This window comes from Campylobacter concisus (genome assembly GCF_003049735.1).
GTDB lineage: Bacteria > Campylobacterota > Campylobacteria > Campylobacterales > Campylobacteraceae > Campylobacter_A > Campylobacter_A concisus_AN.
The window spans coordinates 776,395-790,140 of the sequence record NZ_PIRM01000001.1 but is presented as its reverse complement, the minus strand read 5'-3'; the positions used below and the strand labels follow the sequence as shown (position 1 = coordinate 790,140).

The 13,746-nt window shown below is 37.5% G+C and carries 13 protein-coding genes; 10 read left to right on the top strand and 3 right to left on the bottom strand.

Annotated features, from left to right (window positions below):
- Positions 1 to 7 precede the first annotated feature (7 nt).
- The 3 genes from CVS97_RS03990 to bamA all read right to left on the bottom strand — a co-directional run bounded on the left by CVS97_RS03990 (position 8) and on the right by bamA (position 3,765).
- Positions 8 to 463, bottom strand: coding sequence for a 23S rRNA (pseudouridine(1915)-N(3))-methyltransferase RlmH (locus CVS97_RS03990; protein ID WP_107785142.1), 456 nt, complete (start codon positions 461 to 463; stop codon positions 8 to 10).
- Positions 464 to 465: 2 nt separating this feature from the next.
- A complete protein-coding gene (gene accD, locus CVS97_RS03985) occupies positions 466 to 1,380 on the bottom strand; it encodes an acetyl-CoA carboxylase, carboxyltransferase subunit beta (RefSeq protein ID WP_107785141.1) in 915 nt (304 codons plus the stop codon).
- A gap of 129 nt (positions 1,381 to 1,509) precedes the next feature.
- Entirely contained in the window at positions 1,510 to 3,765 is a 2,256-nt protein-coding gene (gene bamA, locus CVS97_RS03980; RefSeq protein ID WP_107785140.1) for an outer membrane protein assembly factor BamA, read from the bottom strand.
- A gap of 89 nt (positions 3,766 to 3,854) precedes the next feature.
- Here bamA and CVS97_RS03975 point away from each other — a divergent pair, with 89 nt between their 5' ends.
- The 10 genes from CVS97_RS03975 to CVS97_RS03930 all read left to right on the top strand — a co-directional run bounded on the left by CVS97_RS03975 (position 3,855) and on the right by CVS97_RS03930 (position 13,733).
- Positions 3,855 to 4,685: a prephenate dehydrogenase gene (locus tag CVS97_RS03975; RefSeq protein WP_107785139.1), complete on the top strand. Its 831-nt coding sequence runs from the start codon at positions 3,855 to 3,857 to the stop codon at positions 4,683 to 4,685.
- Between the two features lie 62 nt (positions 4,686 to 4,747).
- Entirely contained in the window at positions 4,748 to 6,118 is a 1,371-nt protein-coding gene (locus CVS97_RS03970; protein ID WP_107785138.1) for a M23 family metallopeptidase, read from the top strand.
- Positions 6,119 to 6,180: 62 nt separating this feature from the next.
- Complete coding sequence (gene lpxC, locus CVS97_RS03965; protein ID WP_107785137.1) at positions 6,181 to 7,065, top strand: UDP-3-O-acyl-N-acetylglucosamine deacetylase; 885 nt, start codon at positions 6,181 to 6,183, stop codon at positions 7,063 to 7,065.
- Between the two features lie 41 nt (positions 7,066 to 7,106).
- The gene (locus CVS97_RS03960) at positions 7,107 to 7,508 is read left to right on the top strand and encodes a glycoprotease (protein WP_107785136.1); all 402 of its coding nucleotides are present in this window, start codon (positions 7,107 to 7,109) and stop codon (positions 7,506 to 7,508) included.
- An 8-nt stretch (positions 7,509 to 7,516) separates the two neighbouring features.
- Positions 7,517 to 8,401, top strand: a complete 885-nt coding sequence (gene thrB, locus CVS97_RS03955; protein WP_103588949.1) for a homoserine kinase — start codon at positions 7,517 to 7,519, stop codon at positions 8,399 to 8,401.
- Between the two features lie 21 nt (positions 8,402 to 8,422).
- Entirely contained in the window at positions 8,423 to 8,677 is a 255-nt protein-coding gene (locus tag CVS97_RS03950) for a hypothetical protein (RefSeq protein ID WP_085657700.1), read from the top strand.
- Positions 8,664 to 11,312, top strand: a complete 2,649-nt coding sequence (infB, locus tag CVS97_RS03945) for a translation initiation factor IF-2 (protein ID WP_107785135.1) — start codon at positions 8,664 to 8,666, stop codon at positions 11,310 to 11,312. The genes CVS97_RS03950 and infB overlap by 14 nt, the downstream gene beginning before the upstream one ends.
- Complete coding sequence (gene rbfA / locus CVS97_RS03940) at positions 11,309 to 11,674, top strand: 30S ribosome-binding factor RbfA (RefSeq protein WP_021090755.1); 366 nt, start codon at positions 11,309 to 11,311, stop codon at positions 11,672 to 11,674. The genes infB and rbfA overlap by 4 nt, the downstream gene beginning before the upstream one ends.
- A complete protein-coding gene (rimP, locus tag CVS97_RS03935) occupies positions 11,667 to 12,083 on the top strand; it encodes a ribosome maturation factor RimP (protein ID WP_107785134.1) in 417 nt (138 codons plus the stop codon). The genes rbfA and rimP overlap by 8 nt, the downstream gene beginning before the upstream one ends.
- Positions 12,084 to 13,733 (top strand): formate--tetrahydrofolate ligase, encoded by a 1,650-nt coding sequence (locus tag CVS97_RS03930; RefSeq protein WP_107785133.1) that lies wholly within the window; start codon positions 12,084 to 12,086, stop codon positions 13,731 to 13,733.
- The last annotated feature ends 13 nt before the right edge of the window (positions 13,734 to 13,746 follow it).

Sequence of the window (13,746 nt, the reverse complement as noted above, 5' to 3'; positions counted from 1 at the left end):
TATTCCTTTATTTGTGATATGGGTGGTTTGCATTTATGCAAAGTGCTCTAAAAATTTGCTCAAAAAGTACAAGCTTGGCAACCTTATGTGCCATCGTCATCTTGCTCAAACTTACGATTTTTTGTGCTTTATTCTTTAAATTTTGGCTAAGGCCGTAAGCTCCACCTATGAAAAAGTTAATTTGTGAATTTGAGTTTAAAATTTGTGCGAATTCTTGGCTGTCAAGTTGCAAGCCATTTTCATCAAGCATTACGCAAAAGCCTTTTAAATTTGGCTCATAAATTTCATCATAGGCTCTTAATGCTTCGCTTTTTCCGGCACTTTGAGCTTTTGCTATTTTTTCATTGAAAAAGACTTTATCGTTTATCTTGGCAAATTTTGCACTCATTTTTATATATTCTTGTATTTCGTTTTCAAAGTTGTCACGTGATGATTTTTGAATGCTAAAAACTGAAATTTCCAAATTTAGCCTTTGGTTTTTAGCTTTAGTTCAAAGTTATTTCCGCTCTCATCTTGTCTTTCTTTTTGATGCATTGTCTTGTTATCTGTGAGAAATTTAACCATATCGCTTATATATTTTTTATGTTCGCTTCTTGGCACAATAGCATCGATTAAGCCATGTTCTAACAAAAACTCAGCTCTTTGAAATCCCTCTGGAAGGTCAGCACCAATGGTTTGTTTGATGACTCTTTGACCAGCAAAGCCTATCAATGCACCAGGTTCGGCGATTATTAGATCTCCAAGCCAAGCAAAAGAGGCGCTAACACCACCCATTGTCGGATCAGTAAGTATTGAGATATAAGGCAGCTTTGCTTCATCAAGTAGTTTTAAAGCGGCTGATGTCTTTGACATTTGCATCAAAGAAAATGTACTCTCTTGCATTCTAGCTCCGCCTGAAGCACTCACTATGACTAAAGCTTGGCGTTTTTCTATCGCTCGTTTTATCGCTCTTACGATCTTTTCACCCTCAACTGAAGCTAGCGAACCACCCATGAAGCCAAAGTCAAAAACAACTAGCTGGATCTCTTGTCCGTCGCATTTACCTTCGCCGCATATCACGGAGCTTGTGCGTCCTGTTTTTTCTTTATTCTCTGTAATTCTTTTTTTGTATGATTTTTTATCAACAAAATTTAATGGATCAACTGGCTTTAAATTTGCGTCAAATTCTACAAAGCTATCTTCATCACAGATCAAATTTATACGATCGGTAGCTTTTAGTCTCATATGATAACCGCATTTTGGGCATACATTAAAACAAGCTTCAACTTCTTTGTAGTACATCAGTGAGTGACAATTATCGCATTTTACCCAGTGTGTAGGTGCTTCTTCTGGACGAGGTTGAGCTTTTCTTATCTTTGAAAAAATGTCTGAGAAATTCATATTTTTACCCACTTATATTAAAAATTGTGGGATTATATCTAATGTTTGCCTTGCTTTTTCTTATATGACTTAAAGTTTGTTTATTTGTGGAGGTTTAAAGGGGTAAGTTGGCCCCTTTAAAGTATCTTGCTAGAATCGTCTTCCGATAGTAAATTCAAATGTATTTGTATCATCGCCCTCTTTAGGTTTAAGAGCTTTTGCAAAGATTAGTTGAAGTGGTCCAATAGGAGTTATCCATTCTATGCCGGTTCCAACTGATGATCTTTTAATCTCATTTAGACTATTTTCACCGATCATGCCATAGTCGTAAAATACAACGCCACGCATTTTGACACGATCTATTATAGGGAAGCTTATTTCAGCTGAATTATTAAACGAAGTTTCGCCGCCATATTCGTAGTAGTCGCCATTATATTTTACCTTTGGAGATACAGTCCTGCTCTCGTAACCACGTAAGCTTCTTATGCCACCAAGGTAAAGTCTTTCGTTGATCGGAGTATATCCTCTTTCCCAAATTTTGCCAAAGCTTGCTTTGTATCTTAAGATAAGATCGTAGTCGATGTACTCTCTAAGACCTAGGTAGTAGTTGAAATTTGTGCGGTTTTTAACAAAGTCTATATCGCCACCAAGTCCAGCTATCTCAAATGATGTGCTAGCTATGATGCCACGTCTTGGCAAGTAATAATCATCAGTGCTGTTATATGTTAAAGCCGGAGTTATGGCGCTTTTTATGGCTTTACCTTCTCTATAAATTTCTTTTTTTGTTTTTGTGTTAATATCTCTTAGTTCATCATCTTTTAAAGTAATTTTGCTTTGCTCAATGTTGTAAGTAAGTGATGCGCTTAAATTTCTAGTTAGTTTTCTACCTAGTGTTGTGCTAAAGCCATAGCTTCTCTCTTTATATGTTCTCCAGTCATAGTCATTTGCATAAAGTGTTCCGCCAAGGCTATACTCTGAGTCGAAAATTCTTGGGTTTGTAAGACTTATCTGGCCTGAAAGCTCTCTGTCGCTCTTATCTACGCTTATTTGCCCTTGAAGACCAGAACCAAAGATATTTGTGTCAGAAAGTGCTGCATTTAATAATAGTCCGTCACTACTGCCGTATCCGATACCACCACTTATTGAGCCAGTTGAGGCTTCTTTTACTTTTACTTTTAGATCAACTGTATTTTTATCAACCGGATCTTCTTCTATCTCAACATCATCAAAGTAGCTTGTTCTTTTTAGTGCATCTTTTGAGTCTTGAAGGTCGGTTCTACTATATAAATTTCCTTCAGTTAGATAAAGTTCACGTCTTACAACACGGTCAACGGTCCTATCGTTTCCTGAAATTTGAACATTTCTTATATATACTTTTTCACCAGGATCGACTTCGTAGTCAATATCGACAGTTTTATTTTCATCAAATTTATCAGTCTTTGGATAGACTTTTACAAATGCATAACCTTTATCAGCAACCATATCATCGAGCTTTTTCATATCTTGGCGAAGTCTTGCTGAGTTCATCGTATCACCAGCCTCAAGCCTAAAGTCATCTATGATCTTTTTAGTATCAAGCTCTAGCTCTTCAGGTGCTGTAATACTTACATTTGAAACCTTATAAGGCTCACCTTCATGAACATAATAAGTAAGATCAGCCGTGTAATTATCAAACGATGAATTTAAATAAGGTGACGAAATAGTCGCGTCTAAATAGCCTTTTTGAAAATATTTGTCTTGTATTCTTGCTGGATCATTTTCAAGCTCGAAAAGTTTAACTTTACCGTCATTTCTGCCCCAAAGCCAGCCCATAAATTCTCTACTTTTATTTGCAACTACTGGCTCAATGTCGTCATAATCAAACTCTTTTGCACCGATTAAATTTACATTTTTGATTATCATATTTTCGCCACGGTTTATATTGAGTGTTATAAAAAGTGAGCTGTCGTTATCTGCAACTGGTTGTTTTTCTACGTCTACAACGGTATCAAAATAACCCTTTGACTCATAATACTGACGAATTCTCTCTTTGGTTTTTTCTATTGTAAGCTCATCGTACATATTGCCTGGTTTGATATTGATTAACGACTCTATGGCAGTTTTGTCATTTGTTACGACGCCTTTTAGATCGACTCTAGCAACACTTGGCTTCTCTTTTACAGCTACTAAAAGATTACCATTGCCTGTATCTTCTATATAGATATCGTCGAAATAGTTTTGTTTGTATAAATTTGTGATCGCCTTATCGCTAAGCTTTGGGGTCAGATCCTGACCGACTTTTAGTCCCATTATTTGGCTTGCTACTTCAGGCGAAAGGTGAATTAGACCTTTAAAATTTATTGACTGGATTGTTTGTGCGCTTAGGCCACTGAAAGCTAATGCTAATAAAAATAATTTCTTTCTCATTAAATTTAACCTAGAGTTTTAGTATAAGTGCGTATAATATCATATTTTATTTTTAATAAATTTAAATTTTATAATTTTGAAGGTTTTTTATGAAAATAGGTATCATCGGACTTGGTCTTATGGGTGGCTCGCTTGGGTTAGCATTAAAAGATGAAAAATTAATCTCTTGTGTTAGTGGATATGACAAAGATGAAAATCATAGCAAAAAGGCCTTAGAACTTGGCTTGGTGCATGAAATTTTAAGCATTGACGAGATGAAAAAGAAGTGTGACATCATCTTTTTGGCTGTGCCAGTCGAGGCTATCGTGAGTATCGTGCAAAATTTAACTGATATCAGCGAAGATACAACTATTATTGATTTTGGCTCAACCAAACAAAAGATCATCGAGGCAGTACCAGAAAAAATTCGTAAAAATTTCATCCCAGCTCATCCAATGGCAGGTACTGAGTATTCTGGTCCAGAGGCTGCTTTTAAATCACTTTACACAGGAGCAACTGTTATCGTTTGTGACTTTGCTGAGAGCGCAGAAAAACATGTAAAAAGAAGCGTGGAGTTATTTTCTTGCCTTGGCATGAAGATTATTTTTATGAGTGCGAAAGAACATGATCATCACGTGGGTCTTATTTCGCATTTGCCTCATGCGATTGCATTTTCTCTAGCGAGTGGAATTTTAAAAGAAGAGGATAAAAGGCATATCGTAGCACTAGGTGGACCTACATTTAAGGGCATGATACGTGTCGCAAAGAGTTCGCCTTTTATGTGGAGTGATATTTTTAAGCAAAATAAAAATAATGTTGTTGAAGCCATAAATATGTTTGAAAAAGAGCTAAATTTGTGCAAAGATCTCATAAAAGATGAAAGCTGGGATGAACTTTTTGCTTGGATGAGCGACGCTAGAGCCGTAAGAGAAATTTTGTAATTAACTAAAAATTTATTGATTTACGTGTAAAATTTTGCAAATTAAATTTAAGGTAAAAATATATGTATAGACGTGGAGTTGGCGGATTTGGTATTGTTGTGCTTTTGCTAATTTTAATTTTAGCCGGTGGTTTTGGCTACGCTTTGATGTCAAAAGATTTTGAGCGAAATGAACCGATAATCGGTGTTGCTGATAAGGTTTATTGGAATCTTAGAACCCCAATGAATATCAAATTTAAAGACGATAGCGGTATAAAATTTGTACGAATTAGTATGAATGATGGGAAAAATGATCTAAATTTATTAAATCAAATCATACAAAATCCAAGTACCGAGCTTGATGTAAATTTAACCTTTCCAAAGACTGGCTTTTTTGCTCAAAAAGATACTTATGAGATGAATATTGAAGCTGTAGATACTAGCAAATGGAGCTTTTTTACTGGCAATAAAGCTAGTAAAAAAGTCGAAGTAGTGCTTGATACTTCAAAACCTGATCTTTATGTGCTTTCGCAGTCTTATTCTATCTCAAAAGGTGGTAGCGCGGTTGTGGTCTTTAGAGCAACTGATAATCAGCTAAAAGAGGTCTATGTCCAGACAAATTTTGGTAAGAAATTTAAGGCAGTGCCATTTTATAAAGAGGGCTTTTATGCAGCACTCGTTGCTTGGCCAGTTCAGGTTGAAAATTTTAGTGCTGAGGTCATTGCAAGAGACTTTGCAGGCAATGAAAGCAAGTCACATGTCAGATATTTTTACGAAAATGTAAAGTATAAAACTTCAACTATTGCATTAAACGATAGATTTTTAGATGGCAAAATAGTCGATCTAACTGATCAATATGCAAAAGATCCAAGCGCGCTTTCAAGGCTTGAGAAAATGAGATTTGTCAATGAAACGCTTAGAAATTCAAACGAAGAAAAAATAACAGCACTTACTACAAATCCTGGTGATGAGATGTTAACTGGCTTTAGTGTGACACCATTTTATCCACTAAGAAATGGTAAAAAAGTGGCTGACTTCGCCGATCACCGATACTATACATATAATAACGAGCAAGTAAGCGAATCATGGCATATGGGAATAGACTTTGCAAGTGTGGCAGCGGCTCCTATAATAGCTAGTAATGCCGGCCGTGTCGTACTTGCATCTGAAAATGGAATTTATGGATTAAATATTGTGATCGATCATGGATTTGGGCTTTATTCGCTTTATGGACACTGCTCAAGCACTAGAGTAAAAGAGGGCGATATAGTGGCAGCTGGCGATCAGATAGGCACTACTGGAACTAGTGGTCTTGCACTTGGTGATCACCTTCACTTTGGAATTTTAGTCCAAGGCGAAGAGGTAAGACCTCAACAATGGATGGATAAAAAGTGGATAAAAGACAATATCACAAGTGTCTTAGATGCTGCAAAAGCGATGATAGACAAGAACTAAAAAATTTGCAAAATTGATTTTTTAGTGCTATCATAAGCGGATTAAAAATATAAGGAAAATTCTTGAAACAAACTACTATCGCAAGACGCGTTGAGACCGTTGGTATAGGGCTTCATAAAGGTGAGCCGATAAGACTTATACTAGAACCTCTTGATGCAAATTCTGGTATTATTTTGCACCGCGAAGATCTTGGTATTAGTTTTAAAGCTGAACCTAAAAATGTTATAAATACGCAGATGGCAACCGTTGTTGGCAACGAAAAGGGCTTTATTAGTACGATCGAACACCTGATGTCAGCCATAAATGGTTATGGTATTGATAATATTAGAATTTCTGTTGATGCAAATGAAATTCCAGTCATGGATGGTAGTGCAATAAGCTTTTGCATGCTACTTGATGAAGCTGGCATAAAATATCTTGATGCTGGCAAAAAAGTGATTCTTGTCCGCCGTGAAGTTGAAGTCGTTGAGGGTTCTAAATTTGTACGAACTTCACCTTCAAGAAGTCCAAAATTTGACTATACGATAAAGTTTGATCATCCAGTTATTGGTGAACAAAGATATGTTTTTGATTTTAGTAAAAGCTCGTTTATAAAAAATATAGCTCGTGCTAGAACTTTTGGGTTTTTGAAAGATTTACAACGTTTGCAAGCTCAAAATTTAGCCCTTGGTGCATCACTTGATAATGCCGTGGCAATCGATGATACACATATCCTAAATCCAGAGGGTTTGAGATTTGAAAATGAGTTTGTAAGGCACAAAATTTTAGATGCGATTGGTGATTTGAGCTTGCTTGGAGCACCTTTGTTGGGCGATTATACAGCATTTGCTGGAAGTCACGATCTAAATCACAAATTAACTCTTGCTTTGATGTCCGATGAGAAAAACTACGAGATCGCAACTCTAAATGGTGAACTTCTAAAAGAGTATCAAAAGGTATTTGCATAGAAAATATTGAAATTTTAGTTGTCTCTTTATCGACTCCGCTCTTGGTTGGAGTTTATAAAGACGGCGTAAAATTTGATGAAATTACGACTGATGAATATGTCAGTGAAGCTTTGATAAAGATCTTAGAAAATTTATCCTCTAAATTTAATATCACAAAAATTATCTATGCAAATACGCCTGGAAGCTTTATGGGGTTAAAGGTGGCCTATGTTATTTTAAAGACTTTCTCTTTGGCAAAGGGTTGCGAATTTTATGCGGTTAGTGGCTTTAGCTTAAATGGCAGCCAAGCGATCAGAGCAAATAAAAATTTAAGCTTCATTTTAAAAGATGGCAAAATTTCACTTAAAAAAGTAGAGCCAGTAGGATTTAGGTTGCCTTTAAATTTAGATGAATTAAAACTAAATTCAGATACACTTCCAGATTATATCATCCAAGCAGTTTAGGAGAAATTTTGAATATCTTAGTGCCTGCAACAAGTGCTAATTTGGGCCCTGGTTTTGATGCTTTGGGGCTTAGTTTGAAGCTTTTTAATAGCGTGAAAATCGAGCCAGCAAAATTTAGCTCAGTGTCGATAAACGGCGAAGGCAGCGGAAGTGTAAATTTAAAGAGAAATAATATATTCTTAAGTATTTTTAATGAAATTTTTTTTGAGCTAACTGGTAAAAATGAAAATTTTAGAGTCGTTTTTGAAAATAATATCCCATTTTCAAGGGGACTTGGTAGTAGCTCCGCTGTGATCGTTGGAGCCATTGCTTCAGCGTACGAAATGGCTGGCTTTAAGGCAAGCAAAGAGACAGTTTTAAATAAAGCTATCATCTATGAAACCCATCCTGATAATATCTCGCCAGCAGTTCACGGTGGATTTATCAGCGCGATCGTAAAAAATGGTAATGTTTACGCAAATAAAATAAGTTTAAGCGATGAGATAAAAGCAGTAGTTGTCATCCCAAATAAACCGATGAGCACATCCTCGTCAAGACAAATTTTACCAAAGAACTATACGATGAAAGAGTGTGTAAATAACTTATCTCATGCCGCTTTTTTAACATCTTGTTTTTATGAAAAAAAGTATGATCTCTTAAAAATAGCAAGCAAAGATTTGATGCATGAAGAGCGTAGAATGCACGCTTTAGAAGAGCTTTTTGAAGTTAGAAAAGTAGCTTATGAAAATGGTGCTTTAATGAGCACGCTTTCAGGCTCAGGCTCAAGCTTTTTAAATATCGCTTACAAAGATGATGCTAAAAATTTACAAGATATTTTAAAGAGTAAATTTAGTGATTTTAGGGTTGAGGTTTTTTCATTTGATAACGATGGATACGAAATTACGCAAAGCTAAAAACAAGTTTAAAAAGATATAATGAACAAAAATAATCCTGTAAGGACATGTGTCGCTTGTAAAGTTAAAATTTCTCAGAGCTTGCTAAAAAGATACCGCTTGGTAGGTAAGAATTTAGAGCATGGCAAAGGAAATGGTCGTAGCTTTTATCTGTGCGACAAATGTATGCAAAAAGATATAAAAATTTTAAAAAAAATAATTGATAAACAAACTAAAGGTGCTTTTATTTGTGATGCACCGAAGTTAAAGGAGATACTCTTAAATGAGCAATGTTAGGATTTCAGAGATCGCAAACGAGCTTGGCTATCCAAGCAAAGAGATAGTAGAAAAAGCTCAAGAGTTAGGATTAAAAGTCAAAACTCACTCAAATGCAGTTAGCCTTGAAGAGGCCGAAGCTATATATGAATATGTTCAAACTGGCGTGATACCAGATAAATTTAAAAAGAAAAAGAGTGAGCCTAAACCAAAAAAAGAGCCTAAAAAAGAAGTAGAAAAAGAGTCAGCAAAAAAAGAAGAAAAGCAAAAAAGTGAACCTAAAAAAGCTACTACTAAAACTGAGTCAAAGTCAGTAAAAGCTGAGCCTAAGAAAGAGGCACAAATTTTAGAAGAAAAACAAAAAATTGAGCCTAAAAAAGAAGAAATAAAAATAGAGCAAAAACAAGTCGAAGCTCCAAGACCAAAAGAGAGCTTGGCTGATGTGACTCAAAAAAGACGTGGCCTTGTGATAGTAAAAAAGAAAAAAGATTATGAAGCACCAATTGCTACAAAAGAAGAGAAAAAGCCTGAACCAAGCATAGCTAATATAAGCGATTTTAAAAGTATGTTTTCAGCAAATGATGAAAATTTAGCTAAGAAAAAGAAAAAAGATAAAAAAGTAGTTGTTGCAAGTAAAAAGGATAGCGCTCAGAAGATGGATCTACTTGGCGGAAGTGACTTTGGTGACATCGTACTAGAAGATGAAGATGTGGTTGTTCTTCCCGATTTTAGTTTTAAAACTCCGGTACCAGCACCTGCTCAAAAGACAAAACAGCCAAATGTTATGAGAACTACGGTCAACAATACGATAAATTCATTTGGCGAAGGCGGCATTCAAAGAAGAGCTAGAAAAAAACATAAAAAGCCTGAAAATAAACAAAACAATGAAGCTGTGACATCTATAAATATTCCAAAAGAAATTCGTGTTTATGAATTTGCTGAAAAGCTAAACAAACAGCCAAGCGAGATCATAGGTAAGTTATTTATGCTTGGTATGATGACAACTAAAAATGACTTTTTGGATGAAGATGCGATAGAAATTTTGGCTGATGAGTTTAATGTAGAGGTTAATATCATCGACGATCAAAAAGAATTTGACTACGTAGCAGCCTATGAAGAAGAGATAAAAGACGATGAAAATCTCCAGCCAAGAGCACCAGTCATAACCATCATGGGTCACGTTGATCATGGTAAAACTTCATTGCTTGATTACATAAGAAAATCACGTGTAGCAGCAGGAGAGGCCGGCGGTATCACTCAGCATGTTGGTGCTTATATGGTAAATAAAAACGGCAAAAATATTACATTTATCGACACCCCAGGTCACGAAGCATTTACTGCTATGCGCGCAAGAGGTGCTGGTGTAACTGATATAGTTATCATCGTTGTTGCAGCAGATGACGGCGTAAAACCACAAACAAAAGAGGCGGTCAGCCACGCAAAAGCTGCTGGTGTACCAATAATCATCGCGATAAACAAAATGGATAAAGAGTCAGCAAATCCTGACTTAGTAAAGACTGGTCTTGCTGAGCTTGATATCATGCCAACAGAGTGGGGCGGAAAATATGAATTTGTGCCAATCTCTGCAAAAACAGGCATGGGTATAGATGATCTATTAGAGATCGTGCTTTTACAAGCTGACCTTTTAGAGTTAAAAGCAAATCCAAAAGCAAATGCAAAAGCAACTGTCATCGAGAGCTCGCTTCAAAAAGGTCGTGGCCCAGTAGCTACCATCATCGTTGAAAATGGCACACTTCATGTTGGAGATACTGTCGTAGCTGGCATTGCGTATGGAAAGATAAGAAGCTTGCTTGATGACCAAGGTAAGCCTTTGCAAGATATAAAACCAGGCGAATGTGGTGTGATAGTAGGTCTTAGCGAGATAGCAGAGGCAGGCGAGACATTAATAGGTGTAAAAACTGATAAAGAGGCTCGTGAATACGCACAGAAAAAGGCCGAATATATCCGCCAAAAAGAGCTTAGTAAGAGTACAAAAGTTAGTATTGACGAGCTTAGTGCTAAGATCGCTGAGGGTGAGTTAAAGACGCTTCCAGTCATCATCAAGGCTGACGTTGGTGGTTCACTTGAGGCACTAAAAGCAAGCCTAGAAAAACTAGCAAATGATGAGATCAGAGTAAATGTAATCCACTCAGGCGTTGGCGGCATCACACAAAGCGACGTGGCACTTGCTAGTGCGAGCGAAGACTGTATAATCCTTGGTTTCAACATAAGACCAACTGGCGAGATAAAAGAAAAGGCAAAAGAGAGCGGTGTCGAGATAAAGACTTATAATGTTATTTATAATTTAATTGACGACGTGAAAGCAATCTTGGGCGGACTAATGTCACCAATCATCAGAGAAGAGCAGCTTGGTCAAGCTCAGGTTCGCCAAGTGATCCATGTGCCAAAAGTGGGTACTATTGCTGGATGTATCGTCACTGAAGGCACGATAAACAGAGGGGCAAAAATTCGCCTTATTAGAGAAGGGGTGGTTGTTTATGAGGGCTTGGTAAGTTCGCTAAAACGCTTCAAAGATGATGTCAAAGAGGTCGCTAAAGGTTATGAGTGTGGCGTTGGTATTGAAAATTTCAACGACATCAGAGAAAACGACTATATCGAAAGCTTTAAAGAAGTCAAGGAGGAAGCTACTCTATGAACGCTAACGAAATAAAGCGTATGAGAACTGAGAGTGTGCTAAAAGAGCTCATCCCAGAGGCTCTAGCTACTCTTGAAGATAGCATTTTAAAAGGACTTTGTGTTACTGATGTAGAGTGTAAAAAGGGTAGATATGACGCCTTTGTTTATCTTGATAAGATGGCTTTTGATGAGCGTGAACAAGAGTATATTTTGGGACATTTAAAGCGAGTTTGTAGGCATTTGCAAAACCACTGTATGGCAGCTGAGGGCTGGTATAGATGCCCAAATTTTCACTTTAAATTTGATGATAGATTAGAGTATCAAAACCATATGGATAAGTTGTTTGATAAAATTTCAAAGGATTTAAACAAAAATGGATAATTTAGACAAACTAGTACGCGAATGCGGTGTCGAGCTTTACGATAGCGAGATCGCAAATGAAAATGGTAGGGCTATTTTTAGAGTTTATATTACAAAAAATGGCGGAGTGAGCCTTGATGACTGCGAAAAAGTGAGCCGTCTGCTCTCGCCTATCTTTGACGTGACACCACCAGTTAGTGGGGACTATAACCTTGAAGTTAGCTCGCCTGGCCTTGAGAGAAAGCTTAGCAAGCCATCTCACTTTAAAGCGAGCGTTGGCGAGCTTGTAAAAGTTCAAACTGAGACTGAAAAATTTGCAGGAAGGCTTGTAAAAGCAGACGAAGAGGGCATAGCAGTTGAAAACGAAGAGGGAATCTTTGAGATCAACATCAGTGAGATAAAAAAAGCAAAAACATATTTGGAGTGGTAAATGCTAAGCGACATAGAGATAACTCACCAAACGAAACTAGAACACATCAGTAAAGTTGCCGCAAAGTTAGGCTTAAGTGAAGACGAGCTTGAACTTTACGGCAAATTTAAGGCTAAAATTTCTCCAAGGCTTGAGCCGTCAAACTCAAAGCTCATCTTAGTCACCGCTACCAATCCAACCCCATACGGCGAGGGCAAAACGACTATGTCGATCGGTCTAGCTGACGCACTAAATTCACTTGGTAAAAAGGTCTGCCTAGCACTTCGCGAGCCATCTTTGGGACCAGTTTTTGGCATAAAGGGTGGAGCAGCAGGTGGCGGCTACTCGCAGCTTGCGCCTATGGAGGATCTAAATTTACACTTCACCGGCGATTTTCACGCGATAACATCGGCAAATAACCTCATTTCAGCGATGATAGATAATAGCCTTTATCAAGAAAACCCACTAAAAATCGAGAAAATTTTATGGAAGCGCTGTATGGATATGAACGACCGCGCGCTTAGATTTATCACTGTGGGTCAGGGTGGCAGAACGGATGGCGTGCCAAGAGAAGATGGCTTTAATATTACCGCCGCAAGCGAGATCATGGCTGTACTTTGTCTAGCAACAAGTCTTTCTGATCTAAAAGAGCGCGTGGCAAACATCATAGTCGCTTACGATAGCGATAAAAAGCCTATCTACGTGCGTGATCTAGGCTGCCAAGACGCTGTTTGCATACTCTTAAAAGATGCGATCAAGCCAAATTTATTTCAAACACTAGAACACACACCTACGCTCGTGCATGGTGGTCCATTTGCAAACATCGCACACGGCTGCAACTCAGTCATCGCAACAAAAACAGCTCTAAATTTAGCTGACTACGTCATCACAGAAGCTGGCTTTGGCTCGGAGCTTGGAGCGGAGAAATTTTTAGATATAAAATGCAGGGTTGCTGATATCAAACCAAGCGCTGTGGTGCTTGTAAGCACGATCAGATCGCTAAAATATAACGGCGAAGCAAATAAAGACGAGATCACAAAACCAGATATGAATGCACTTAAAAAAGGTATCGAAAATCTTGGCGGACACATCGAAAATTTAAAAGGTAAATTTGGTCAAAACGTAGTTGTGGCGCTTAATAAATTTGGCTTTGACACTGATGAAGAGATAAATTTCGTAAAAGAGTATTGCCGTGAGCTTGGTGTAGAAGTGGCAGTTTGTGAGAATTTCTTAAAAGGTGGCAAAGGTGCGCTTGAACTTGCCGAGCTAGTTTTAAAAGCATGCGATAAGCCAAGCAAGATAAATTTCACATACGAGATGAGCGACGATACGAAAACTAAAATAGAAAAGGTCGCCAAGGAAATTTACGGAGCTGGTGAGGTGGTCTTTGAGGAGGCTGCTCTTAAAAAGCTTGAGATGATAAAAGAGCTAAATTTGAGCCATTTGCCAGTTTGTATCGCAAAAACTCAGTATTCATTTAGTGACGATGCGAAGCTTTTGGGCAGAGCAAAGGGCTTTACATTTAGTGTAAAAGACCTTGACATTAGAACCGGGGCTGGCTTTATCGTCGCAGTTTGCGGTAAGATCATGCTAATGCCAGGACTTCCAAAAGTGCCAGCTGCTGTCAATATGAAGATAGATGCCAACGGCAAGATCGACGGCTTATCGTAAATTTATGAAAAAC

Bases quoted from the DNA above. Each gene is read 5' to 3' on its own strand.
- accD (WP_107785141.1), bottom strand. From the start codon at position 1,380: ATGAATTTCTCAGACATTTTTTCAAAGATAAGAAAAGCTCAACCTCGT.
- bamA (WP_107785140.1), bottom strand. From the start codon at position 3,765: ATGAGAAAGAAATTATTTTTATTAGCATTAGCTTTCAGTGGCCTAAGC.
- CVS97_RS03975 (WP_107785139.1), top strand. From the start codon at position 3,855: ATGAAAATAGGTATCATCGGACTTGGTCTTATGGGTGGCTCGCTTGGG.
- CVS97_RS03970 (WP_107785138.1), top strand. From the start codon at position 4,748: ATGTATAGACGTGGAGTTGGCGGATTTGGTATTGTTGTGCTTTTGCTA.
- CVS97_RS03950 (WP_085657700.1), top strand. From the start codon at position 8,423: ATGAACAAAAATAATCCTGTAAGGACATGTGTCGCTTGTAAAGTTAAA.
- infB (WP_107785135.1), top strand. From the start codon at position 8,664: ATGAGCAATGTTAGGATTTCAGAGATCGCAAACGAGCTTGGCTATCCA.
- rbfA (WP_021090755.1), top strand. From the start codon at position 11,309: ATGAACGCTAACGAAATAAAGCGTATGAGAACTGAGAGTGTGCTAAAA.
- rimP (WP_107785134.1), top strand. From the start codon at position 11,667: ATGGATAATTTAGACAAACTAGTACGCGAATGCGGTGTCGAGCTTTAC.
- CVS97_RS03930 (WP_107785133.1), top strand. From the start codon at position 12,084: ATGCTAAGCGACATAGAGATAACTCACCAAACGAAACTAGAACACATC.